The 24,119-nt window shown below is 62.8% G+C and carries 24 protein-coding genes; 12 read left to right on the top strand and 12 right to left on the bottom strand.

All coding sequences use genetic code 11. The features are described from left to right. The first annotated feature begins 4 nt into the window (after window positions 1–4). Window positions 5–316 carry a DUF6665 family protein gene (locus AC1D1N_RS12130; RefSeq protein ID WP_352588408.1) on the top strand — a complete coding sequence of 104 codons (312 nt, stop codon included), beginning with the start codon at window positions 5–7 and terminating at the stop codon, window positions 314–316. 22 nt (window positions 317–338) lie between these two features. Here AC1D1N_RS12130 and AC1D1N_RS12125 read toward each other — a convergent pair whose 3' ends face one another. Further along, window positions 339–683, bottom strand: a complete 345-nt coding sequence (locus tag AC1D1N_RS12125) for a cupin domain-containing protein (RefSeq protein WP_477348715.1) — start codon at window positions 681–683, stop codon at window positions 339–341. Between the two features lie 316 nt (window positions 684–999). Here AC1D1N_RS12125 and petA point away from each other — a divergent pair, with 316 nt between their 5' ends. From petA to AC1D1N_RS12100, 5 genes are all read left to right on the top strand, one after another. Further along, entirely contained in the window at window positions 1,000–1,560 is a 561-nt protein-coding gene (gene petA, locus AC1D1N_RS12120; RefSeq protein WP_436261071.1) for a ubiquinol-cytochrome c reductase iron-sulfur subunit, read from the top strand. A gap of 16 nt (window positions 1,561–1,576) precedes the next feature. Continuing rightward, entirely contained in the window at window positions 1,577–2,881 is a 1,305-nt protein-coding gene (locus AC1D1N_RS12115; protein WP_112561091.1) for a cytochrome b, read from the top strand. A 23-nt stretch (window positions 2,882–2,904) separates the two neighbouring features. Next, on the top strand, window positions 2,905–3,777 hold the full coding sequence (locus tag AC1D1N_RS12110) for a cytochrome c1 (RefSeq protein ID WP_436261070.1): 873 nt from the start codon (window positions 2,905–2,907) through the stop codon (window positions 3,775–3,777). A 329-nt stretch (window positions 3,778–4,106) separates the two neighbouring features. Beyond that, window positions 4,107–5,252, top strand: coding sequence for an alpha-hydroxy acid oxidase (locus tag AC1D1N_RS12105; RefSeq protein ID WP_436261069.1), 1,146 nt, complete (start codon window positions 4,107–4,109; stop codon window positions 5,250–5,252). Between the two features lie 9 nt (window positions 5,253–5,261). Then, window positions 5,262–5,807 (top strand): adenine phosphoribosyltransferase, encoded by a 546-nt coding sequence (locus AC1D1N_RS12100; RefSeq protein ID WP_477238600.1) that lies wholly within the window; start codon window positions 5,262–5,264, stop codon window positions 5,805–5,807. A 251-nt stretch (window positions 5,808–6,058) separates the two neighbouring features. Here AC1D1N_RS12100 and AC1D1N_RS12095 read toward each other — a convergent pair whose 3' ends face one another. The 7 genes from AC1D1N_RS12095 to AC1D1N_RS12065 form a co-directional block, all read right to left on the bottom strand. Next, window positions 6,059–6,523, bottom strand: coding sequence for a MaoC family dehydratase (locus AC1D1N_RS12095; RefSeq protein ID WP_436261067.1), 465 nt, complete (start codon window positions 6,521–6,523; stop codon window positions 6,059–6,061). Further along, window positions 6,520–6,981, bottom strand: a complete 462-nt coding sequence (locus tag AC1D1N_RS12090) for a MaoC family dehydratase (RefSeq protein WP_477348712.1) — start codon at window positions 6,979–6,981, stop codon at window positions 6,520–6,522. The genes AC1D1N_RS12095 and AC1D1N_RS12090 overlap by 4 nt, the downstream gene beginning before the upstream one ends. A 94-nt stretch (window positions 6,982–7,075) precedes the next feature. Beyond that, window positions 7,076–8,050 carry a magnesium/cobalt transporter CorA gene (gene corA / locus AC1D1N_RS12085; RefSeq protein ID WP_436261065.1) on the bottom strand — a complete coding sequence of 325 codons (975 nt, stop codon included), beginning with the start codon at window positions 8,048–8,050 and terminating at the stop codon, window positions 7,076–7,078. A gap of 214 nt (window positions 8,051–8,264) precedes the next feature. Then, a complete protein-coding gene (ychF, locus tag AC1D1N_RS12080) occupies window positions 8,265–9,368 on the bottom strand; it encodes a redox-regulated ATPase YchF (RefSeq protein ID WP_436261064.1) in 1,104 nt (367 codons plus the stop codon). Between the two features lie 95 nt (window positions 9,369–9,463). Continuing rightward, window positions 9,464–10,204: an aminoacyl-tRNA hydrolase gene (gene pth, locus AC1D1N_RS12075; protein ID WP_436261063.1), complete on the bottom strand. Its 741-nt coding sequence runs from the start codon at window positions 10,202–10,204 to the stop codon at window positions 9,464–9,466. 21 nt (window positions 10,205–10,225) lie between these two features. Continuing rightward, window positions 10,226–10,870 carry a 50S ribosomal protein L25/general stress protein Ctc gene (locus AC1D1N_RS12070; protein WP_352588437.1) on the bottom strand — a complete coding sequence of 215 codons (645 nt, stop codon included), beginning with the start codon at window positions 10,868–10,870 and terminating at the stop codon, window positions 10,226–10,228. Between the two features lie 268 nt (window positions 10,871–11,138). Then, window positions 11,139–12,428 (bottom strand): ROK family transcriptional regulator, encoded by a 1,290-nt coding sequence (locus AC1D1N_RS12065; protein WP_436261062.1) that lies wholly within the window; start codon window positions 12,426–12,428, stop codon window positions 11,139–11,141. Between the two features lie 182 nt (window positions 12,429–12,610). Between AC1D1N_RS12065 and AC1D1N_RS12060 the strand changes: the two genes are divergently transcribed. The 4 genes from AC1D1N_RS12060 to AC1D1N_RS12045 all read left to right on the top strand — a co-directional run bounded on the left by AC1D1N_RS12060 (window position 12,611) and on the right by AC1D1N_RS12045 (window position 18,045). After that, window positions 12,611–15,172 carry an ATP-binding cassette domain-containing protein gene (locus AC1D1N_RS12060; protein WP_477348709.1) on the top strand — a complete coding sequence of 854 codons (2,562 nt, stop codon included), beginning with the start codon at window positions 12,611–12,613 and terminating at the stop codon, window positions 15,170–15,172. Further along, window positions 15,169–16,158, top strand: coding sequence for an ABC transporter permease (locus AC1D1N_RS12055; protein ID WP_477348708.1), 990 nt, complete (start codon window positions 15,169–15,171; stop codon window positions 16,156–16,158). The genes AC1D1N_RS12060 and AC1D1N_RS12055 overlap by 4 nt, the downstream gene beginning before the upstream one ends. A gap of 46 nt (window positions 16,159–16,204) precedes the next feature. Next, complete coding sequence (locus tag AC1D1N_RS12050; protein ID WP_112561079.1) at window positions 16,205–17,206, top strand: rhamnose ABC transporter substrate-binding protein; 1,002 nt, start codon at window positions 16,205–16,207, stop codon at window positions 17,204–17,206. Window positions 17,207–17,283: 77 nt separating this feature from the next. Further along, on the top strand, window positions 17,284–18,045 hold the full coding sequence (locus tag AC1D1N_RS12045; RefSeq protein WP_436261059.1) for a glutamine amidotransferase: 762 nt from the start codon (window positions 17,284–17,286) through the stop codon (window positions 18,043–18,045). Between the two features lie 27 nt (window positions 18,046–18,072). On the opposite strand, the gene AC1D1N_RS12040 is transcribed toward AC1D1N_RS12045, so the two are convergent. After that, window positions 18,073–18,504 (bottom strand): MarR family winged helix-turn-helix transcriptional regulator, encoded by a 432-nt coding sequence (locus tag AC1D1N_RS12040; protein ID WP_436261058.1) that lies wholly within the window; start codon window positions 18,502–18,504, stop codon window positions 18,073–18,075. Window positions 18,505–18,656: 152 nt separating this feature from the next. Between AC1D1N_RS12040 and AC1D1N_RS12035 the strand changes: the two genes are divergently transcribed. Then, window positions 18,657–19,499 carry an alpha/beta fold hydrolase gene (locus AC1D1N_RS12035; RefSeq protein ID WP_263782527.1) on the top strand — a complete coding sequence of 281 codons (843 nt, stop codon included), beginning with the start codon at window positions 18,657–18,659 and terminating at the stop codon, window positions 19,497–19,499. A 76-nt stretch (window positions 19,500–19,575) separates the two neighbouring features. Here the strand turns inward: AC1D1N_RS12035 and AC1D1N_RS12030 are convergent, their stop codons facing one another. Both AC1D1N_RS12030 and AC1D1N_RS12025 read right to left on the bottom strand, forming a co-directional pair. Beyond that, window positions 19,576–20,490 (bottom strand): alpha/beta fold hydrolase, encoded by a 915-nt coding sequence (locus tag AC1D1N_RS12030; protein WP_436261057.1) that lies wholly within the window; start codon window positions 20,488–20,490, stop codon window positions 19,576–19,578. 252 nt (window positions 20,491–20,742) lie between these two features. Continuing rightward, a complete protein-coding gene (locus AC1D1N_RS12025; RefSeq protein ID WP_436261056.1) occupies window positions 20,743–21,987 on the bottom strand; it encodes an MFS transporter in 1,245 nt (414 codons plus the stop codon). Between the two features lie 181 nt (window positions 21,988–22,168). On the opposite strand from AC1D1N_RS12025, the gene AC1D1N_RS12020 reads away from it, so the two are divergent. After that, entirely contained in the window at window positions 22,169–23,047 is an 879-nt protein-coding gene (locus tag AC1D1N_RS12020) for an AraC family transcriptional regulator (RefSeq protein ID WP_477348704.1), read from the top strand. Window positions 23,048–23,076: 29 nt separating this feature from the next. On the opposite strand, the gene AC1D1N_RS12015 is transcribed toward AC1D1N_RS12020, so the two are convergent. Beyond that, window positions 23,077–24,048, bottom strand: coding sequence for a Bug family tripartite tricarboxylate transporter substrate binding protein (locus tag AC1D1N_RS12015; protein ID WP_436261054.1), 972 nt, complete (start codon window positions 24,046–24,048; stop codon window positions 23,077–23,079). Window positions 24,049–24,119: the final 71 nt, after the last annotated feature.

Raw genomic sequence — 24,119 nt, 5'->3', positions numbered from 1 at the left:
TGAAATGTCGGTCAGAATGCCCTCGAATTTTGGACGCGGCGGCGCGCAGGAAAGCGCGCTGGACCTGCTCGGCCACGAGATACTGGCCGAAAAGGCGGCCGCACTCGGCCGCGCTGGCCAACGTGTCGAGGAAACGCTGAAGAAGCTGCGCGAGAACAGTGATGACGAGCATCGCGCGCGGCTGCTGAAGGAAGCCGCCGCGGCAGTGCACGCCTATTTCATCCAGCGCGAACTTTGCGGCTTACGCCGGCATGAGTCGGTGATCCGCGAATACGACATCCCAAGGGCGGTTCTGGTCAGGCTCGGCGCCAGCTAGAGATCATCGCCCCGGCAAATAATCATTCCAGCCATTCGGTGACGAAGCTGCCGCTTTCGTGGATGTCGGTCGATTCCAGCGGACCGGGTCCGAGATTGGTGAATTTGTGCGGTGTGTTCGGCGGCACGATCAGGATCTGGCCGGCCGTGGCCTCGATCTGCTTGTCGCCGATGGTGAACAGGCCGGTGCCCTGGCGGATGATGAAGATCTCGCAATAAGGATGCGTGTGCAGCCGCGGGCCGCCGCCGATCTCCGCCTGGTAATTGAAGATCAGGCAGGAGTTGGAGCCGTAGGCGGCCAATTGCAGTTCGCCCTGCCAAAGGCCGGGCGTCCTGGTCCAGGTCTCGCGGTCGATGATGTGTGCCATGCCAGCGAGACTAGATCACGGCAACCTGTCCTGTCGAGACAGGCGGGGAGCCTCGGATTTGCTGATATTTCCCTGTTGTTTAGCCGCCTTTGCCGGCCTTTGGACATCTGGCCGACCGACGCGCTCTTCTGTCCCCGCGACAATCTGCCCTTGTGGCCTCACCCCGCTGGACAAAAACGGGCTTCACGCATAAACCGAAATCCAAATTGCCGGAGGAATTCGCTAGCTTGTTCGCCATGCGCTGTCGGGCCGGCGCGATGGAGCGGGGAACAAAGCTCGACCGCCGGCTCGGAAGAGGCGAAAGGATCAGGCACCCGTGAGCGCAACCGACACCCAGGATCCCAACCGTCGTGATTTTCTCTACGTCGCCACCGGCATGGCCGCAGTGGTCGGCGCAGGCGCTGTCGCCTGGCCGTTCATCGACCAGATGCGCCCCGATGCTTCGACGCTGGCGCTGGCCTCGGTCGAGGTCGATGTTTCCTCGCTGACGCCTGGCATGTCGCTGATCGTGAAATGGCGCGGCAAGCCGGTCGTGGTGCGCAACCGCACAGAGCAGGAGATGAAGGACGGCGAGGCCATCAACCTTGCCGATCTCAAGGATCCGATTGCCCGCAACGCCAATCTGCCGGCCGATGCGCCGGCGACCGACGCCAACCGCACCACGCCCGGCAAGGAAGCCTGGATGGTGATGGTGCAGGTCTGCACGCATCTGGGCTGTATTCCGCTCGGTCAGGAAGGCGATTTCGGCGGCTGGTTCTGCCCGTGCCATGGCTCGGTGTACGATACCGCCGGCCGTATCCGCAAAGGCCCGGCGCCGGAAAACATGGCTGTGCCGGTATTCAAGTTCATTTCCGATACCAAAATCCTTATCGGTTGAGGCAGGGGATATTTCGATGAGCGAGGGACACTCGACCTATACGCCCAAGACCGGTATCGAACGCTGGTTCGACGCCCGCATGCCGCTGCCGCGCATGGTCTATGACAGTTTCATCGCCTATCCGGTGCCGCGCAACCTCAACTATGCCTGGACCTTCGGCGGCATCCTGGCGATCATGCTGGTGGCGCAGATCCTGACCGGCATCGTGCTGGCCATGCACTATACGGCCGACACCAATCTCGCCTTCAATTCGGTCGAGAAGATCATGCGCGACGTGAATTCGGGCTGGTTGCTGCGCTATATGCATTCCAACGGCGCTTCGTTCTTCTTCGTCGCCGTCTACATCCACATCTTCCGCGGGCTCTATTACGGCTCCTACAAGGCGCCGCGCGAGCTTTTGTGGATCCTCGGCTGCATCATTTACCTGCTGATGATGGCAACCGGCTTCATGGGCTATGTGCTGCCCTGGGGTCAGATGAGCTTCTGGGGCGCCACCGTCATTACCGGCTTCTTCAGTGCCATTCCGCTGGTCGGCAACTGGATCCAGGAGCTGCTGCTCGGCGGCTTCGCCGTCGACAATCCGACGCTCAACCGCTTCTTTGCGCTGCACTATTTGTTGCCGTTCATGATTGCCGGCGTCGTCGTCTTGCACGTCTGGGCGCTGCATGTGGTCGGCCAGTCGAACCCGACCGGCATCGAGGTCAAGTCGAAGACCGACACCGTCGCCTTCACGCCCTATGCGACCATCAAGGACGCGTTCGGCATGATCGTGTTCCTGTTCTTCTTCGCCTATTTCGTCTTCTACCTGCCGAACTTCCTCGGCCATCCGGACAATTACACGGTCGCCAACCCGCTGAAGACGCCGGCCCACATCGTGCCGGAGTGGTACTTCCTGCCGTTCTACGCGATCCTGCGCGCCATCACCTTCAACATCGGGCCGATCAACTCCAAGCTCGGCGGCGTGCTGTGCATGTTCGGCGCCATCGTCATGCTGTTCCTGGTGCCGTGGCTCGACACCTCCAAGGTGCGCTCGGCGGTCTACCGGCCCTGGTACAAGCTGTTCTTCTGGCTCTTCGCAGCCGACGCCGTCCTGCTCGGTTGGCTGGGCTCGCAGCCGGCCGAAGGCAGCTTCGTGTTCATGGCGCAGATGGCGACGCTGTTCTACTTTGCCTTCTTCCTCGTCGTCCTGCCGGTGCTCGGCCTGATCGAGACGCCGCGCAGGCTGCCGAATTCGATTACCGAAGCGGTGCTGGAGAAGAACAAGGGTGCCGGTGGGGGACATCCGGCAGGTGCGAACGCCGCGCCGGAAACCAAGGGCTGAGCGAGAATCTAAGGGGATTTGGCATGAAAAAGATTCTCACCTCGCTCGCCCTGCTCGGCCTGTTGGCTGGCGGCATCGGAGCGGTCGGCAGCGTGGCGATGGCCGCTGAAGAGGCGCATAACGCGGCGGCACCCACGCATTTCCCGATCGACGAGCCGAAGGAAATGGACTGGAGCTTCGCCGGTCCGTTCGGCACCTATGACAAGGCGCAGCTGCAGCGCGGCCTGAAGGTCTACAAGGAAGTCTGCTCGGCCTGCCATTCGATGAACCTGGTGGCATTCCGCACGCTGGAAGGCCTCGGCTATTCGGAAGCACAGGTGAAATCCTTTGCCGCCGAATACACCATCCATGACGGTCCCAACGATGCCGGCGACATGTTCGACCGGCCGGGCAAGCCGTCGGACCATTTCCCGGCGCCGTTCGCCAATGAGGAGGCGGCTGCCGCTTCCAACGGCGGCGCAGCCCCGCCCGACATGTCGCTGCTGGCCAAGGCACGCGGCGTCGAGCGCGGCTTCCCGCGCTTCGTCTTCGACATCTTCACCCAGTACGCACAAGGCGGCCCGGACTACATCCATTCGCTGCTGACCGGCTACGACGAGACGCCGCCGGCCGGCATGGTGATCCCTGAAGGCACCCACTACAACCCGTACTTCATGTCCGGCGTGTCGCTGAAGATGCCGAAGCCGCTCTCGGACGGCCAGGTCACCTATGATGACGGTTCGCCGCAGACGGTTGACCAGTATTCGCGCGACGTGTCGGCTTTCCTGATGTGGGCGGCCGAGCCGCACATGGAAGACCGCAAGAAGACCGGCTTCCGCGTATTGGTGTTCCTGTTGCTCTTCGGCGCCCTGGTTTATCTGACCAAGCGCAAAGTGTGGGAAGGCGTGGCCCACTAAGGCCAAGCAGCCTGCGATCAAGAAAGGGCGCCGAAAGGCGCCCCCAGACCGCTGACAAACCCCGTCGATTTTCGGCGGGGTTTTGTTTTGCGGAATGATTTGGCTCAGCAAATTGATGTCAGGAGGGCCAAGGCCGAGCTGCGTTCCGACCTCGGTATGTAAGCTATTCCCAACAGTCGGTTTTCGACGGCAAGGGGCGCCAGCGGCGTCCCTTTTTCGTTCATGGCTGTGGCCAAGAGGCAGTTTGGCAATTCACCCGTTGGCATGGCGGCATCGTCTTGATATTCGACGCAGCGAGCTTCTTGCGCCATGGCATTTGGAAATCGATGATGCGGCTAAGCGACTGTCACAACTTTTCCGATTTCCGGCGCATGGCGCAGCAGCGGCTGCCGGGGCCGATCTTCAACTACATTGACGGCGCGGCGGACGACGAGGTCACCTATCGCCGCAACACCGAGAGTTTCGAGCGCTGCGACCTCGTTCCCAATGTGTTGCGCGGTGTCAGCGAGATCGACATGTCGGTGACGGTGATGGGCCAGAAACTGGCCATGCCCGTCTATTGCTCGCCGACCGCCTTGCAGCGGCTGTTCCATCATCAGGGCGAGCGCGCGGTGGCCAAGGCTTCGGCCAAGTTCGGCACGATGTTCGGCGTGTCCTCGCTCGGCACGGTGAGCCTCGAGGAAGCGCGCAAGATCAGCAGCAGCCCGCAGGTCTACCAGTTCTATTTCCACCGGGATCGCGGCCTCAACCGGGCGATGATGCAGCGGGCCAAGGCGGTCGGCGTCGAGGTGATGATGCTGACCGTTGACAGCATCACCGGAGGTAACCGCGAGCGCGACAAGCGCACCGGCTTTGCCATTCCCTTCAAGCTCAACCTTGCCGGCATGCTGCAGTTTGCGCTCAAACCGGGCTGGGCGATCAACTATTTCACCCATGAGGGGTTCAAGCTGCCGCAGCTCGACGAGCATGTCGACATGGGCGGCGGCACGATGTCGATCAGTCGCTATTTTACCGAGATGCTCGATCCGTCGATGACATGGGACGATGTCGCCGAGATGGTCAGGCTGTGGGGTGGTCCGTTCTGCCTCAAGGGCGTCATGTCGGTGGAGGATGCCAAACGCGCTGTCGAGATCGGCTGCAGCGGCATTGTGCTTTCAAACCATGGCGGCCGGCAGCTGGACGGCTCGCGGGCGGCCTTCGACCAGCTGGCCGAGATCGTCGACGCCGTCGGCGACAGAATAGACGTCATCATGGATGGCGGCGTGCAGCGCGGCACGCATGTGCTGAAGGCGCTGTCGCTCGGCGCCAAGGCTGTCGGCGTCGGGCGCTACTATCTGTTCCCGTTGGCGGCGGCCGGCCAGCCGGGCGTCGAGCGGGCGCTGGAGCAGATGCGGGTCGAGATCGAGCGCGGCATGAAGCTGATGGGCTGCAGTTCGATCGAACAATTGTCGCGCACGAATCTCCGTTTCAGGTAATCTCGGCTCATGAAATCCTCGCTCGAAGACACGCTGCTCGCCGCGATCCGCACCATTCCGGACTATCCCAAACCCGGCATCCTGTTTCGCGACATCACCACTTTGCTCGGCAATGCGCGCGCTTTCCGCCGCGCCATCGACGAGCTGGTGCATCCCTATGCCGGCCAGAAGATCGACAAGATCGCCGGCATCGAGGCGCGCGGCTTCATCCTCGGCGGCGCCGTCGCGCACCAGCTTTCCGCCGGCTTCGTGCCGATCCGCAAGAAGGGCAAGCTGCCCTACGAGACGGTGCGCGTCGCCTACAGCCTGGAATACGGGCTGGACGAGATGGAGATGCACAAGGACGGTGTTGCGCCGGGCGAGAAGGTGATCCTGGTCGACGACCTGATCGCCACCGGCGGCACGGCGGAAGCAGCGATCAGGCTGCTCAGACAGATCGGCGCCGACATTCTTGCTGCATGCTTTGTCATCGACCTGCCGGACCTTGGCGGGCGGGCGAAGCTTGAGGCGCTGGGTGTGCCGGTGCGGACGCTGATCGGGTTTGAAGGACATTGAAGGAAGAGCGCTTTTCCCTTCTCCCCTTGTGGGGCGAGAAGCGGTCCGCGTAGCGGACGAAAAGCCAATTGCTTGGCTTTTCGAGCTTCGAACGCCCTGAGCCTGCGAAGGGCCGGGTGGCCGACCCACCCTGCCGGGTCCCCGCTGCTTCGCAGCGTCCCGGCGTTCGCCGGCCTTTCATCGTGCCACTGGCACGATGAATTCGCTTACGCGAACCGGCTGCTCACCCCACAGGGGGGAGAAGGAAGAGGCTACCCTGCCTTCACCAGCACGGCGCTGTCGAATTCCAGCACCTTGTCGTCCCTCGAGTCGAACCCCTCCGAGCGCAGCGCGAGCAGCCGCCAGCCGGGGCGGGTGGCGAGCGGGCGGTGGGACAGTGCGGTGCGCATGAAGGTTACGGTTTCTCCGGCATAGACCGGCTTTGGCCATTTCAGGTTCTTGAAGCCGGGCGAGGGGCCGAATTCGGGCAATGGGCCGGGACCGCTCCATCGCGTTGCGTCCAGCCGGCTTTCGAGGTTGAGTTTCATCCAGGTGGCGGCGGTGTGCCAGCCTGAGGCGCAGAGGCCGCCGAACACGCTTTTCTTTGCTGCCTCTTCGTCGACATGAAAGAGCTGTGGATCGTATTTGCGGGCGAATGCCTTGATCGCCTCGGCCTCGAATGTGTGCGAGCCGAGATCGATGGTCTCGCCGATGCGGAAGAACGCGTCGAGGCTCATGCGCCGGCCTCGCGGGTCAGGAACATGACGGTGTTTTCGAGTTCGAAGACGCGCTCGCCACGCTGGTTGACCATTTCGCTGCGAAAGGTGACCAGACCGAGTTGGGGTCGTGACTTCGAAAGGCGCCTGGCGACCACACCAGTCCTGCCGCTGAGCGTGTCGCCGGCCAGCACCGGCTTCTTCCATCTGACCTGGTCGATGCCCGGCGCACCTTGCGCGGTCGAGTCGAGCAGGAAGGCGTCGCACAGCATGCGCATGAAGATCGCGCAGGTGTGCCAGCCGGAAGCGGCGAGCCCGCCAAGGATGCTGGCCTTGCCGGCCTCCTCGTCGAGATGCATCGGCTGCGGGTCGAACTCGGTGGCGAATTCGACGATTTCGGCCGCACTCACCTGCTTGGCGCCGAGGTCGATCGAGGCGCCCTCGGTGAAATCCTCGTAGGCCCAGCTTCTTCTGGTCATGATCCTAATCCGGTTCAAGATTGTACGATCACCGGGCATCCGGATGCCGTCCGGAGGGCGTTAGGTCAAGTGAATTCTGGTGATCCAGACCCGGTCAGAGCCAGCCGCGACGGCGGAAATACCAGAAGGGGAGGATCGCCGACAGGATCATCAGGCCGATGGCGAAGGGATAGCCGAGCTCCCATTTCAGCTCTGGAATGACGTCGAAATTCATGCCGTAGATCGAAGCCACCAGCGTCGGTGGCAGGAAGATGACGGCGGCGACCGAGAAGATCTTGATGATGGCGTTCTGCTCGATCGAGATCATGCCCAGCGTCGCGTCGAGCAGGAACGAGATCTTCTGCGACAGGAAGGTGGCATGGTCGGCGAGCGACAGCACGTCGCGCGACACGGTCTTGATACGGGCGCGGACGTCCTTGCTCATCTTGGTCTGGGTCGCGACATGGGCGAGGAAGCCGGTGAGGCGCTGCAGCGAGATCAGGCTGTCGCGGATCGAGGAAGCGATGTCCTCCTTGCGGCCAATGGCCTTGAGCAGCTCCTGGAAATCGCGGTTGCGCTTGTTCACCTTGGTCGAGCGCGCCTCGAAGATATCGCGCGAAATCGTCTCGATGTCGCGGCCGGCGCGTTCGAGAATATCGGCGAGCCGATCGACGATCGCCTCCAGCAGACCGATCAGGATGGTGTTGCCGGTGGTGCAGCCTGTCGCCACCTTCTCGGCGCGCTGCGGAAAGGTCTTGAACGCCTTCGGCTCATGATAGCGGATGGTGACCAGTCTCGGTCCGGCAAGCACGAAGGTGACCGGTGACATCAGCGGATCGTCGATCTCGGTCTGCGCTGGCAGCGTCGCGGTCATGAAATAGGCGCCGTCCTCGATATAGAGGCGGCTCGAAATCTCGATCTCCTCCATCTCTTCGCGCGTCGGAATGGCAACGCCGAGCCAGCTCTCGATCGTGGCTTCTTCTTCCCTGGTCGGGTTGAGAAGGTCTGCCCAGACGACCTGATCGCTGCTGGCCAGCAGATCGTCGGCGACGCGCAGGCGGTCATTGTCGACGACGAAGGCCTTGATCATCGCCGGGTCTCCGTTGGTTGAGCCCAAGAGGTTTCGTTCGATAGCGATGGGTCCTGCGCGCGCAGCCATTTCCCACGGAGACGGGCAGGTCGCATGCAGACGGCCTTAGACCCGGTGCCAAGGGCAGTCAAGCGAAGCAGCATGCGGGCTCTTCCACTTGACGCAGCTGTGATCGGCCGCGGTCAGCGCGCCGGCCGCGAGATACCTTGGCGCCTCAAGTGTTGAACTTGAACAGCAGGACGTCGCCGTCCTGGACGACATACTCCTTGCCTTCGTCTCGCGCCTTGCCGGCTTCCTTGGCCGCTACTTCGCCGCCCAGCGTGATGTAGTCGTTATAGGCGATGGTCTGGGCGCGGATGAAGCCGCGCTCGAAATCGGTGTGGATGACGCCGGCTGCTTGCGGGGCCTTGTCGCCCTTGTGGATGGTCCAGGCGCGCGTCTCTTTCGGCCCGGCGGTGAAATAGGTGATCAGGTGCAACAGATCGTAGCCGGCGCGGATGACCTTGTTGAGGCCCGGTTCGTCGAGCCCGAGCGAGGACAGGAACTCCATCTCTTCCTCGTCCGAGAGCTGCGCGACTTCGGCCTCGATCGCGGCCGAGATTACCACGGTGCCAGCGCCCTGCGCGGTGGCCATCTTTTCCACGGCCTGGGTGTGCTCATTGCCGGTGGCGGCGTCGGCTTCGGCGACGTTGCAGACATAGAGCACGGGATGCGAGGTCAAGAGGTTCAGCCCCTGCAGAATGCGCAGATCCTCGGCTGAAATGCCCTTGAGCAGGATGCGGGTCGGCTTGCCGGCCTGCAGCAATTCGAGCGCAGCCTCCATCATCGGCAAAACGGTGGTGGCTTCCTTGTCCTTGCTGCCGGCACGCTTGCGGATTTGCACGATGCGGCGCTCGAGGCTGTCGAGGTCGGCAAGCATCAGCTCGGTCTCGACCGTCTCGGCGTCGGCGACGGGGTCGATGCGGCCCTCGACATGAGTGATGTCGTCATCCTCGAAGCAGCGCAGCACGTGCACGATGGCGTCGACCTCACGGATGTTGGCGAGGAACTGGTTGCCCAGTCCTTCGCCCTTGGAGGCGCCGCGCACCAGGCCGGCAATATCGACGAAGGAGATGCGGGTCGGGATGATCTCTTTCGACTTGGCAACCGCGGCGATCTTCTGCAGCCGCGGATCGGGCACCGCGACCTCGCCGGTGTTCGGTTCGATGGTGCAGAACGGATAGTTGGCGGCCTGCGCCGCCGCCGTCCTGGTCAACGCGTTGAAAAGCGTCGACTTGCCGACGTTGGGCAAGCCAACGATGCCGCATTTGAAACCCATGTGTCCGGTCCTATCGGGAAAATAGAAATTTGATGAGGGCTATGGGCGATAGGGGTGAGGAACGTCAAGCCCTGCGGTCCCGATCCTATCGAGGCTCAGTCTTTCTTGCCGAACAGTTTCTTCAGCATGGCGGCCATCGGGCTGCTTTCGGGCAGCTTGGCCGGCGCCTGATGCGGCCTTGCCTGGCGGATGTGGCTCTGGCCTTTTGGGCCCTCGGCCTTCGGCGCCTTGGGCGGCGGGCGGTCGTCGTCGCCGGTCGGCACGAGCTTGTCGCGCAGAGCCAGCGTGATGCGGTTCATGAATGAATTGTCGTCGCCCTTGGCCAGCAGCCCGGCATCGTCGGCGATGGTATCTAGCAGCACGTTCAGCCATTCGCGGTCGGCCTTGGCGAAATCGCCGAGTACATGGCCATGCACCATTTCCCTGACGCCGGGATGGCCGACGCCGATGCGCACGCGGCGAAAATTCTTGCCGACATGCTGGTCGAGCGAGCGGATGCCGTTATGGCCACCGGCGCCGCCGCCGACCTTGACCCGCAATTTGCCGGCCGGCAGGTCGATCTCGTCATAAAAGACGGTCAGCGCCTCGGGGCCGAGCTTGTAGAAGCGCAAGGCTTCGCCAACCGCCTGTCCTGACAGGTTCATGAAGGTCTGTGGCTTGATCAGGAGAATCTTTTCGCCGGCAATCGTGCCTTCGGCGATCAGGCCCTGGAATTTCTTCGACCAGGGCGAAAAGGAATGGCGGCGGGCGATAGCGTCCGCCGCCATGAAGCCGACATTGTGCCGGTTATCAGCGTATTTCGCGCCCGGATTGCCGAGGCCTGCAAAAACAAGCATCGTGCGCTCCGGGCCCGAAAATTACTTCTCTTCGGCAGCAGGAGCCGCCGCTTCGGGGGCTGCTGCTTCCGCCGTCTCTTCCGCCTCCGGCTTCATCGCCGAGGAGCCGGCAATGGTCGCGATGGTGAAGTCGCGGTCGGAGATCACCGGCTTGACGCCGGCCGGCAGGGTCACCGCCGAGATGTGGATCGAATCGCCAATGTCGGCGCCGGTGAGATCGACGGTGATGAATTCCGGGATCGCATTGGCCGGGCAGTGGAACTCGACCTCGTGACGCACGATGTTGAGCACGCCGCCGCGCTTGATGCCGGGCGACTTGTCTTCATTGATGAAGTGGACAGGCACGTCGACATTGACCTCGGTGTCCTTGCCGATGCGCAGGAAGTCGACATGGACCGGAAAATCCTTGACCGGGTCGAGCTGGAAATCCTTGGGCAGAACCTGGATTTTCTTGCCGTCGACATCGATCGTGGCGATCGTGGTCAAAAACCCGCCGCCATGGATTTTGTAGAAGACGTCCTTGTAGTTCAGCGCAATAGCCAGGGGGGGCTGCTTGTCGCCGTAAATCACTGCAGGCACTTTACCGTTACGGCGAACTGCACGGGCGGACCCCTTACCGACCTGTTCGCGCGCTTCGGCCTTGAGCTCGTAAGTATCGTGGCTCATGGCATTTCCTTTCGCGTGTTATGGAGCGTTTGCGGCGGGCAACGTGCCTGGACCGTAAACGTCGAAAGCCGCCATGCCTGGATATCCCAGAGAACGCAGCCGCTTTGACACGGAGCTTTGTTCGGGATCACCGGGGGAAGGCAGCCTTCCGCCGCGTTGCCTCCAAGGGTGTCTACGCGGGTGGCGGCTCTATAGCGGAAGGCGGGAAAGGGTGCAAGCCATAGCCGGCAAGGGCGGCCCATAGCCTGCGTCGGGCGCTACATAGTGCTCAGGCCGGCAGATTGTCGGGCGTTGGATTTGATCCGTTGCCTTTGGCGCCGGCCAGCGTGGACAGCGCGCTCAAGAGCTTCGTCCGGTCCTTGCCGATCATCAGCACGCCGCTGTCGGGCGCCAGCAGCGCCGAGAACGGCAGCATGGCAGCGCCGATCGAGGAGGCTTCGGCGCCGAACTGGCCCGGCACGATCTCCGGCGCCACGATACCGATGGCGCTGGTCTGGTTGAATTGGGTCTGCACCCTTGCCAGCAGTTCGAGATGGATCGGCCGCGGCAGGATGCTGTCGAGAACAATGGCCTCGATGTCGATGATGGAGGTGATGGCGATGATCGCCTCGACCAGCGCGCTGGCGCAATCGTCGATCCACTCGAACAAAGGCGCGCGCGCCTCCGGCGGCAGTGGATCGAGCTCCCGCACGCGGTTGATGACCACGCCTCGCGACCGCAGATGATTGACCAGCACATAGATCGAGGCGCGATGCAGCAGGCTTTGGTAGCGCGCCGGCTTGGCCGCCACCGAATCGAGGCTCGAGGGCGACACCGGCAACGGGCCGAGGGCTGCGCTGTTGCCATGCGGCCCGGTATGGACCTTGCCGCCTTGCACCAGACCGCCGCCGACGAAGGTGTCGATCGAAATGTGCATGAAATCGCGGAAGCGGACGCCGGCACCCTGGACAAGTTCGGCCAGCGCCGCCGAGGTGGCGTCGTTTTCCACGAACACCGGCGTCTTTGCAGGCGTGGCAAAGCACGTCGCCAGGTCGATCGCTTCCCAGCGGCTGCCGAGATCGTCGGGAAAGCCGAGTTCCTCGCTCCAGCCGCCGAGGAAATAGGGCGAGGCAATGCCGACGCCGACAATGCTGGCGTCACCAAGCCCGTCGACCAGTTTCTCGAACGTGGCCAGCGCCATGTTGCCGGCCTTGAGCACCAGGTCGGGATCGGGAAAGCGGTATTCATGCGATTCGCGGGCGCGGATTTCGCCGGCAAAGTCGACCAGCACCGCTTCCAGCGCACGTCGGCCGATCTTGATACCAACGCTGTAGATACGCTCCGGCGTCAGCCTGTAAAGCGTGGAGGGCGATCCGCGTTGCCCGAACCTTTTCCCCACTTGCTTTACGAAACCGGATGACTCCAGGCCATCAACGATGGCAGCGACCGCTGCAGGCGTCAGGCTGGCCGCGCGCGCCAGATCGGACTTGGACGCTTCCTTGAGGCGACGGATGGCGTCGAGGACGAAACGCTCATTGTAATGCCGAACTTTGACAGAATTGCTGCCTTTTCCTGACAAAACTCGCATCTCCCAAAAATGTCGTCGTTCCGCCGCGAAGCCTATTAACCACCTGCGGTCGAGACACCCTGAGGCGCCCGTGTTCGCCGCGACAGTGCGCGCCGGAACCACCGAAGTCAATTTTGCCGTTGCGCCTTTGCGCTATTTAATATAGCAAATTGAAAAAATAACCGGGAGGAGACGTGCTGCACTCGGGCACACAAAGCGGAGCCGACGCAGCGGTGGTGCGGGTTGTTCCCGTTGCCCTGGTTCAGGCGACGAAGGCTTTCGGCGGCACGATTGCACTCAAGGACGCGTCCTTCGAACTGCGCTCCGGCGAGGTGCTGGCGCTGCTTGGCGAAAACGGCGCCGGCAAGAGCACCTGCGTGAAGCTGTTGGCCGGCGTGCATTCCCCCACCAGTGGTCACGTCGAGGTTGACGGCAAACCGGCGGTCTTCCACTCGCCGCATGACGCGCAAGCGGCCGGCATTGCGGTCATGCACCAGCATCCCGGCCTGTTTCCCGATCTTTCGGTGGCGGAGAACATCTATCTCGGACACATGCCGCGCGACCGCTTCGGTGGCATCGACAATGCCGCCATGCTGGCCGGCGCGCGCAAGGTGCTGGCGACCGTCGGCCTGAGCGTGCCGGCGGCAACGCGGCTGGGAACACTGCGCACCTCCGAACAGCAGCTGGTCGAGATCGCCCGGGCGCTGTCGCTGGATGCGCGCGTGCTGATCATGGACGAGCCGACCGCCGCGCTGTCACAGCGTGAGGTCGAGCGGCTCTTTGCCGTCGTTGCCGATCTCAGGCTGCACGGCGTGGCGATGATGTTCGTCGGCCACCGCATGGACGAGATCTTTCGCATCGCCGACCGCATCGCCGTGCTGCGCGACGGCCGCCTCATCGGCGTCAAGCCGAAGGCCGAACTCGGTCGCGCTGCCGCCATAAGCATGATGGTCGGGCGTGAAGTCACCGATCTCTATCCCGAACGGCGCCACGCTTCCGGCGCGCTGGTGCTGGAGGCGAGGGGGCTTTCGCGCGCCGGCGGCTTTTCTGGCATCGACCTCAAGCTGCACGCCGGCGAGGTGCTGGGGCTCGGCGGTCTCGTCGGCAGCGGGCGCACCGAGATCGCGCGCGTGCTGTTCGGCATCGACCGTCCCGACGCCGGCGAAATCATGATCGACGGCAGGCTCGTGCAATTTGCCTCGGCGCGCGACGCCATGGATGCGCGCATCGCTTATGTCTCGGAAGACCGCATGGGCCAGAGCCTGGTGATGGATTTCTCCATTCTCGACAATGCGGTGCTGCCGGTCCTCGACAAGGCAGCGTCTCGCGGCCTCTACGGCACCGATCGCGCCATCGATCTGGTGGCGGATTGGTTGAAGCGCATGAAATTGCGCTTTTCCGGTTACGGGCAGCCGGTCAAGGAACTGTCCGGCGGCAACCAGCAGAAGGTGGTGCTGGCCAAATGGCTGCGCACCGAGCCGCGCGTTCTCATCCTCGACGAGCCGACGCAAGGCATCGATGTCGGTACCAAGGCGGAAGTGCATGCGATGATTGCCGACCTTGCCGCGCAAGGCATGGCGATCCTGCTGATTTCGTCGGAAATGCCCGAACTGATCGGCATGTGCGACCGCATTGTCGTGCTGCGCGAAGGCCATCAGACGGCCGAGTTCGCGCGCGGGCAGGCCACCCAGGAAAAGGTGCTGGAAGCGGCGACCAGGACCGACGAACGTGCCGGCCAGGCGGCACAGTTGGAGTGGGCGGCCCACGAGGAGAAGACCAAAGGGCCGTTCGATTTCCTGAAGCGGCGTGAGTTCGGCCTGCTCGCGGCCATGCTGGCTGTCGCCATTCCGGTCACCATCATCAACCCGCGCATGGTGAGCGCGGCGAACCTCACCGCGGTGTCGATGGATGCCGCGCTGCTGGTGGTGGCGGCACTCGCCCAGATGCTGGTGCTGATCACCCGCAACATAGATCTGTCGATCGCCGCGGTGATCGGCCTTTCCGCCTATATGGCGGCCAGCATGGTCCATGCCTATCCGGGGTTGGACATCGCCATCGGCCTGATCACCGCCTGCGCGGTCGGCGGCTTTGCCGGGCTGCTCAACGGCCTTGTCGTCACCAGGGGAAAGATCCCGGCCATCGTCGTCACCCTGGCCTCAATGTCGATTTTTCGCGGTTTCAACTCGATCTGGGCGGCGGGCGACCAGGTCAGTGCCGATGAGGTCACGCAAGCCTGGCTCGACATGACCGGCCTGAAGATCGCCGGCGTGCCGCTGATCGTCGTCATCGCCATTCTCATGCTGTGCGCCGGCTATGTGCTGCTCTACCGCACGGCGACTGGGCGCGAGCTGTTCGCCACGGGGTCGAATCCCGACGGTGCAAGGCTTATCGGCATTCCGGTCGACCGGCGCATCCTGCTCGCCTTTGGCATGGCCGGCCTGCTCGGCGGCCTGTGCGGCGCGCTGTGGGCCTCGCGCTACGCCACCATAGATGCGCGCGTCGCGCTCGGCTTCGAGCTTACCGTGATCGCCTCGGCGGTAGTCGGCGGCGTCGCCATCCGTGGCGGTTCGGGCACGCTGCTCGGCATCATCCTCGGCGCGCTCACTTTGCTAGTCATCAAGAACGGCTTGACGCTGGTGCGTGTCGACCCGCTCTGGCTGCAGGGCGTCTATGGCCTGGTGATCCTGGTCGCCATCGGTATCGACACCTTCATCGTGCGGCGCGCCGAGCAGGCAAGACAGGCGAGGGCGAGATGAGAAAATTCCTGCGCTCGATCGACTTCTGGGACTTGCTGCTGGCGACCGCCTGCCTCGCCGTCTTTCTCTACGCAGCGCTCTTCGTGCCGAATTTCATCTCCGGCTTCAACCTCTCGCAGTTGGCGGCGAGCGCCTCTGAGAAAGCGTTGCTGATCCTGCCGATGACGCTGCTGATCATCACCCGCGAGATCGACCTGTCGATCGCCTCGGTGCTGGCGCTGACCTCGGTGGTGTTCGGCTTGGCTGTTCAGGCCGGCGTGCCGACGTTGGCGGCAATTCCGCTGACGCTGGTCTTCGGCGGCCTGCTCGGTGCGTTCAACGGCTATCTCGTCTCGGGCCTGGGGCTGCAGTCGCTGGTGGTGACGCTCGGCACCATGGCGCTCTATCGCGGCATTGGCTACATCCTGCTCGGCACCGGTTCGGTCAACATATTGCCGCCCGCGGTGGTCGATTTCGGCATCAACAATCTGCCGGGCACCGAGATACCCTGGACCATCGTGCCGTTCCTGCTGCTGGCGCCGATCTTCGCGGTGGTGCTGCAGAAGACGCCGACCGGCAAGCGCATCTACGCGCTCGGCGGCAGCCCGGAAGTGGCGCGCTATTCCGGCATCGACACGCGCAAGATGGTGCTGAAACTGTTCGTCGTCTCCGGCGTCGTCGCGGCCATCGCCGGCATCGTCTATACCGCGCGCCTTTCCAATGCCCGCGCCAACAATGCGCTCGGCATGGAGCTCGACGTCATCACCATCGTGCTGCTCGGGGGCGTCAGTGTCTTTGGCGGCAAGGGGCGGCTCACCGGCGTCATGCTGGCGCTGCTCTTGATTGCCATCATCCGCAACGTGCTGGCGCTCAACCAGATCGGCGGCGACGCGCAAGGCATGATCATCGGCCTGTTTCTGATCGGCTCGCTGCTGGTCGGCAATTACTGGCGCTCCCTGGAGGAGCGGCTCTCAAGATCGCGCGTCCTGCGCGAAACCAAGGGGTAATCTCGGGCCCCTTACTTCAAGCCCGAATTCTGACGGAGGAGACACAATGAAAGCGTTTAGATTAGCCCTGCTCGCATCCGCAGTTCTGCTTGCGCCAGCCTCGCTGGCTTACAGCCAGGAATGCTCCAAGGAACCGGTAACGGTCGGCTTCCTGCCCAAACTCGATACCGATCCCTACTTCAAGGTCGCTTTTGGAGGCGCCGAAGAGGCGGCGAAGGAAATTGGCGGCACCGCTACCCAGGTCGCGCCATCGCAAGCGACGGCCGAGGCACAGATCGAATTCATCAACAGCCTCGTGTCGCAGAAGGTCGGTGTCATCGCAATTGCCGGCAACGACGCCAATGCCGTTGCGCCTGCACTGAAGCGCGCCGTTCAGCAAGGCGTCAGGGTGATCTCGTATGACTCCGACGTGGCGGCCGATGCCCGTGCGGTATTCGTGAACCAGGTGAAGGGCGACAGTCTCGCCGAAATGATGCTGGAAAGCGCATTCGACCTCAGCGGCGGTGAAGGCGAATTCGCGATCCTGTCGTCGACGCCGACGGCGACCAACCAGAACGCCTGGATCGACTTCATGAAGGCGAGGATGGCAGCCGAGTCGAAGTTCGCCAAGATGAAGCTGGTGCAGGTCGCCTATGGCGAAGAAAGCGAACAGGTCAACCAGCAGCAGGCGCTGGCGCTGGTGCAGGCGTTTCCGGATCTCAAGGTGATCATCGTTCCGGCAGGCATCGGCCTTCCGGCGGCCGCACGTGCACTCGAGGAAGCCGGCATGATCGGCAAGGTCAAGCTGACCGGCCTCGCGCCGGCAACTCTGATCTCGAAATACATCAAGGACGGCGCTGCGCAGGATATCTGGTGGAATGTCACCGACCTTGGCTATCTTACCTATCAGACGGCCCAGGCGTTGGCGCAGTGCAAGATCACCGGCAAGGAAGGTGAGAAGTTCACGGCAGGCAGGCTCGGCGAATACACGATAGGCGCCAGCGGCGAACTGATCCTTGGCCCGGCCAAGATCGTGACGCCGGAAAACCTGGCCGAGTTCAAGTTCTAAGCCTCCCAAGGCCAGGCGGGCGCCGATCGAGCCGGCGCCCGCCTTCTAATCTTCAGCTGAAGGGTGCGGGGGCGACGATGAAACTCTTGCTGGCAGGCGAGACCTTCGCAGCGACAACTTCGGTCGCTGCCGGCGGCGACGTGCTGACAAGTGCGACGTGGGTGAACGGCGCGACGGCCTTCAATGCCGCGCTCGCCACGGAGGGCATCGCCGTCACGCAGATCGGTGGCGATCGCTGTGCGACCGAATTTCCCTATGACATCGACGCGCTCGCTGAATATCAGGCGGTGGTGATCTCCGATGTCGGCGCACTGACCTTGCTGGTCACGCCGGAGGCCCGTGCCGGGCGTATCGGCGTCAACCGCCTCGAGGTACTCAAGGCCTATGTCGAAGGCGGCGGCGGGCTGATGCTGGCCGGCGGCTATATGGGGTTTCAGGGCATGTTCGGGACGGCGCGGTTCCACGATACGCCGGTCGAGGACGTGCTGCCCGTGCGCTGCCTGCCATTTTCCGACGGTATGGAGGTGCCGCAAGGGCTGCAGGCTTCCATCCTGCAGACCTCGCACCCGATCCTTGCCGGGTTGGAGGGGCCGTTGCCGCCCATCCTCGGGATGAATAAGCTCGATTTCAGACGTGACGGTTCGTCCCAGCTCCTGGCGACCTGCCACTATCGCGGCACCGACTGGCCGCTGCTTGCGGTTCGTGAGCATGGCCGCGGCCGCACCGTCGCCTGGGCGACCGATATCGGCCCGCACTGGCTGTCGCAGGATTTTTTGGGATGGCCGCTCTACGGCAAGCTGATGGGCAATATCGTGCGCTGGCTGGCCGGCAAGGATTAGGGTCGGGCTTGTTCTCGGGGGGGAGGGCTATTTCTGATTGCCGCTCAACGCGTCACGCAGTGTCTGGATCTGCCGGTTCAAGGCATCGAGTTGTGCCAGCGTCATGCCCGAGCGCTCGATCAGGGTCTCGTTGAGGCAGTTGCACTGGACAAGCAGGGCGCGGCCGGCTGGGGTCAGGTCGACCTGCACCTGGCGCTCGTCGGTCTGGCTGCGCTGGCGGGTGACGAGACCTGCCTGCTCCATGCGCTTGACCAGCGGCGTGATCGTGCTCGATTCCAGAGCAAGCCTGTGCGCAATCGAGCCGACCGACATGCCGTCGGCCTCGGCAAGCGCGTTCAGCACGAGGTATTGCGGATAGGTGATCCCCATCTTGTCCAGCATCGGCTTGTAAGTGCGGTTGATCGCCATGCTGGTGGCGTAGAGGGTGAAACAGAGCTGGTTGTCCAACGGGAGAGGCACGATATATTCCTTTGCCGACTGAGCGTTTTCGATATGTACCACGAAAAATGATATCGCGATACATATTTTCTGTAGACAAGGGTTTCGATCTGCGCTAGTCATATCGTTATCGCGATATTGATTATCGCGAAAGATAATCAACGGAGATTGAGATGACCAAGCCCGGCAGCAGCACGATCACCACCAAGGACGGCACCGAGATTTTCTACAAGGATTGGGGGACCGGCCAGCCCATCGTCTTCCATCACGGCTGGCCGCTGAGCAGCGACGACTGGGACGCCCAGATGTTGTTCTTTCTGTCGAAGGGCTACCGCGTCATTGCCCATGACCGGCGCGGCCATGGCCGCTCGACGCAGACCGATACGGGCAACGAGATGGACACTTATGCCGCCGATGTCGCGGAACTTGTGGCGCATCTCGACCTCAAGGGCGCCATCCATGTCGGCCATTCCACCGGTGGCGGCGAAGTGGCGCGCTATGTCGCGAAGTACGGCTCAGGCGGCCGTGTCGCCAAGGCTGTTCTGATTGGCGCTGTGCCGCCGATCATGCTGAAGACGCCGGCCAATCCCGGCGGCCTGCCGATCGAGGTCTTCGACGGTTTCCGCTCCGCCCAGGCCGCCAACCGCGCCCAGTTCTTCCACGATGTTGCGGCCGGCCCGTTCTACGGCTTCAACCGTCCCGGCGCCCAAGTCTCGCAGGCTGTGGTCGAAAATTGGTGGCGCCAGGGCATGATGGGCGGCACCAAGGCGCATTATGATTGCATCAAGGCGTTCTCGGAAACCGACTTCACCGACGATCTGAAGGCCATCGACGTGCCGGTGCTGGTCATGCATGGCGACGACGATCAGATCGTTCCGATCGCGGACTCGGCGCTGCTGTCGGTCAAGCTGCTCAAGAAGGGCGAGCTCAAGGTCTACAAGGGCTTCCCGCATGGCATGGCCACCACCCACGCCGACGTCATCAACGCCGACCTCCTGGCCTTCATCAAGGCCTAGTACTGTCCACTTGGGATAGGCAAGGCACCCGCCGTCAAGCGGGTGCCTTGTGCTTTCATCGAAATGTCCGCAGGATCTATTTGGCGAGAAAACCGGTGATCAGCTTGACGGTGGCGTCGGGGTTTTCCTCCATGATCCAGTGACCGGAGTCAGGCACAATGCCGCCCGCAACATCGGTCGCAACAAGCCGCAAGATATCGGCCTGCGTGGTGCCGGCGGATTTTTCCCCGCCAACAGCCAGCACCGGCATGGTCAGTTTGCCACCGGCGGCGAGCATCGCCTGGTTGTCGATCGCGTCCTGGTCAAAGGCCTTGAACTGCTCGAACGCGTCATGCATCGCATGCGGGCGGGCATAGAGTTTGGCATAGTGCTTGCGCGTTGCCTCGTCGATCTTCTTGGGGTCGGCCGACAGCTCGTTGTAGAAGCGATCGAGATAGATGCGCTCGCGCCCTGCGACCAGCCGCTCCATATCCGGGCCGCGGAAGTTGAAGTGCCAAAGCAGCGGGCTTTGCTTGATCTTTTCCCAGTCGCCGATGCCGGGTAGCGGCGCATCGATGATGACCCATTTGGTGATGCGCTTGGGATATTGCGCGGCAAGCGCATAGCCGACCATGTTGCCGATGTCGTGGGTGACCAGATCTGCCTTGTCGATCTTAAGCGCGTCCATCACCCCGGCGATATCAACGGCCTGGTTCTTCTTGGTGTAGCCCGCTTCCGGGTGGGCAGACAGACCCATGCCGCGCAAGTCCGGCACGATGACGGTGTGGTCCTTCGCAAGCGCCGCCGCGGCCGCGCCCCACATATCTCCGGTATCGGCGAAGCCGTGCAGCAGCACGACAGCGGGACCCTTTCCGCCGACGCGCACATAGAGTTTGGTGCCGTTGGTTTCGACGGACTGCGTCTTGAAACCTGGCGGAAAAGGAACGATGCGTGCCATAGCCGGCACGGTAACAAGAAGCACGCCCAACACGGCCAATACGATCTTGCGCATATCATTCTCCAGAGACGTTGAGGATCTGTGGCAGCGTCGCCCCGCGCACACGTTTCGAACACTAACAGGCTTTTCACCTGGCGCATGGGAAAGAATCAATAAGGGCGTGGCAGCTGCCACGCCCTTATGTCGAGACCTGGAGATCGGTGTCTTAGAGCGTTTCACCGTTTCACGGAAACGGCGAACCGCTCTATCTCTTTGTTTTTACGCAATTCCGAACGGAAAACCGATCACACTTTTCCAGGAATTGCTCTAGCTGGCGGTGGCATGCGCCTTCCTGGCTTCCTTCATGTTGGGCAGGAACACCGTCAGCAGGCCGAGCAGCGGCAGATATGAGCAGACCTGGAAGACGAAATCGATGCCCTTCATGTCGGCAACGACGCCGAGCACGGCGGCCGCGATGCCGCCCATACCGAAGGCGAAGCCGAAGAAGATGCCGGCGATCGTGCCGACGCGCCCCGGCACCAGTTCCTGTGCAAACACAACGATGTTGGAGAAGGCCGAGGACAGGATCAGGCCGATCAGCACCGTCAGCACCATCGTCCATTCGAAATTGGCGTAAGGCAGCGCCAGCGTGAAGGGCAGCACACCGACGATCGAGAACCAGATCATCGCCTTCTGGCCATAGCGGTCGCCGAACGGGCCGCCGAGCAGGATGCCCAGCGCCGAGGCGCCAAGGAACAGGAACAACATGACCTGGCTCATCTGTACCGAAACGCCGAACTTATGGATGGAATAGAAGGTGTAGTAGCTGGAGAGCGAGGCGATGTAGGCGTTCTTGGTCAGCACCAGCAGCGTCAGCACCGCCAGCGCTCCCATGACCTTTTTACGCGGGAAGGGCGAGACGAAGCTTGCCGCCTTGCGGCTGCCCTGCGCGGCGCGCATCCGGCTGTACCAGCCGCCGACCCGCGACAGAACGATGATGCCGATCAGCGAGCCAACGGCGAACCAGGAGATGCTGGTCTGGCCGAAGGGCACGACGATGAAGGCGGCGAGCAGCGGCCCCATCGACTGGCCGAAATTGCCGCCGACCTGGAACAGCGATTGCGCCAAGCCAAAGCGGCCGCCCGAGGCGAAACGGGCAATGCGCGAGGATTCCGGATGGAAGATCGCCGAGCCGATGCCGATCAGCGAGGCGCCAACCAGAAGCAGCGCGTAGTGGCCGGCATAGGCGAGCACGATCAGACCGATCAGCGAGGACGCCATGCCATAGGGCAGTGAATAGGGCATTGGCCGCTTGTCGGTGATCATGCCGATGATCGGCTGCAGCAGCGACGCCGTGACCTGGAAGGTGAAGGTCAAAAGACCGATTTGCCAGAAATCGAGACCGTAATTCTCTTTCAGCAGCGGATAGATCGCCGGCAGCAGCGACTGCATGATGTCGTTGATGCCGTGGCAAAAGCTCACCGCCAGGATGACGGTGAAGGCGGTTGCCTGGACTGAAGGGAGGCTGGCGCTCGGCTGCGGCGCAATGCTGGCGGCTGTCGTATCGGTCAAGGCAGGCTCCGAGGTCTTTTTGGCGGGCGTTTGCCCGCAGGCAGGCTTGGCGGCCGCATCTTGCGGACCGTCTTAAGGACGCTCGTCTGAAGCGCCTTGGGGGACGACTGCCTTATAAGCCGCTTGCGAGGCGACTTCTTTCGTGGTTTGGTCCAATAGTTTCGCAAGTGGGCCATAGCCAATGCCACATGGCAGGGACGTCTTCCGCGCCGGCAATGCCGATCTCGGCCGATTGCACGAAAGCCGCTGGCAATGGCTCGAGGAAGTTTCCGGGCCGGCCGTGGCTTTGCCGACCGAATATCCCGACGGTTATCACGTGCCGCAGCACCGCCACAGCCGCAGCCAGTTGCTGCACGCGCTGGTCGGTGTCGTGCTGGTGACGACCCGGTATGGGCGCTGGATGGTGCCGCCCGACCACGCAATGTGGATACCGGCCGGCACCGAGCATTCCGTCGAAATGCTGGGCGATGTCTCGATGCGCTCGGTCTATGTCATGCCGGGCGCGATCCCCGGCCTGCCGGAAGGCCTGCGCGTCGTCGGCGTCACCGAGCTGATGCACAGCTTGATCGTGGAGTCGGAAAAGCTGCCGCAAGGCGGTGAATTGGAAGGGCGCGGCGGGCTGATCATGAAGCTTTTGTTGCACGAGATTCCGATCTTGCCGGAACGGCCGCTTGGGCTGCCGTTCCCGACTGATCCGAGGCTGGCGGCGCTCTGCCGGCGCTTTGTCGCCGCACCGTCGCCGCGTGCCACGATCGACGAGTGGGCCGATGCCGCCGGGATGAGCCGGCGATCCTTCACCCGCGCCTTCCACCGCCAGACCGGGCTTTCCTTGTCGACATGGCGCCAACAGGCCTGCCTGTTTGCAGCACTGCCCAGGCTCGCCGACGGCGAGCCGATCACCAGGGTGGCGCTCGATCTCGGTTATGACAGCGTGCCGGCCTTCATCACCATGTTCAAGCGCATGCTGGGCGCCTCGCCGCGCGGCTATATGCGCGGCGCGCGCGACAGTGGCGAAGTCGTGCGGCGGGCCCCGCCGCGACTTGAGGCTCCGGCCCCCTAAAATGGCGCCGGAGCAGTGCTTGACGCTGCCTAGTCCAGCTGAACGCCGCTGGCCTTGACGATCGGCTCCCATTTGGCGAGCTCGGCTTTCACATGCGCTCCAAGCTCCTCCGGGGTGGAGGCCACGATCGAGGCGCTGAACTGGGCCATGCTGGCAATCACGTCTGGATCTTTCAGGGATTCAACTGCCGCTTTCTGAAGCACGGCAATCACTTCCGGCGGCGTGCCCGCGGGTGCGAACAGAGCGTTCCAGCTGTAGGTTTCATAGCCGGGGATGGTTTCGGCAATGGCTGGCAAATCGGGGAAGGAGGGAACGCGCTCCTTGGTGGTAACGCCGAGCGCTCTCAGCGTGCCGCTTTTGATATGGCCCGATGAAGACGGCAAATTGTCGAACATCATCGGCACCTGATTGCCGATAACATCGTTCAGCGCCGGGCCGGCGCCCTTGTAGGGAATGTGCTGCATGCTCACCCCGGCCATCGTCTTGAAAAGCTCGCCCGAGAGATGCAGCGGGGTGCCATTGCCCGAGGAGGCGTAGGCGTATTTGTCCGGGTCCTTCTTCAGCATCTCGATCAGTTCCTTGACGTCCTTGGCGGGGAACGCAGGGTTCACGACCAGGACGTTCGGCACCAGGACAAGCAGCGATATCGGCGCAAAATCCTTCTCCGCATCGTAGGGCTTTGTCTTCAGGATAAGAGGGTTGAGCGCGTGTGTCGCAACCGTGCCCATGAGGATTGTGTAGCCGTCCGGTTCGGCCCGGGCGACCTGGGCAGCACCAATGCTGCCGCCGGCGCCGCCGACATTTTCGACGACAATCTGCTGGCCGAGTTTTTCGGACATCTTGTTGGCGACGAGGCGCGCGACCAGATCCGTCGAGCCGCCAGCGGAAAAGGGGACAACCATTGTGATGGTCCGATCCGGGAAATCGGCGGCCCAGGCCGCCGGCGCCGAAAAGGCGGCCGCGATGGAAACCGCAAGCCCGAGCAAAGTCCGTCGCCGCATTTGCTACTCCTCCATTGTTTGGAGGAGCAGTATGCCATGCTAAGCGGGTCAGGAGAAACGTCTGCTTCCCG

The sequence above is a fragment of the Mesorhizobium sp. P2_B5 genome, assembly GCF_056404775.1.
Note: the sequence above shows the minus strand (reverse complement) of the source record. Positions and strands in the feature narration are given on the sequence as shown.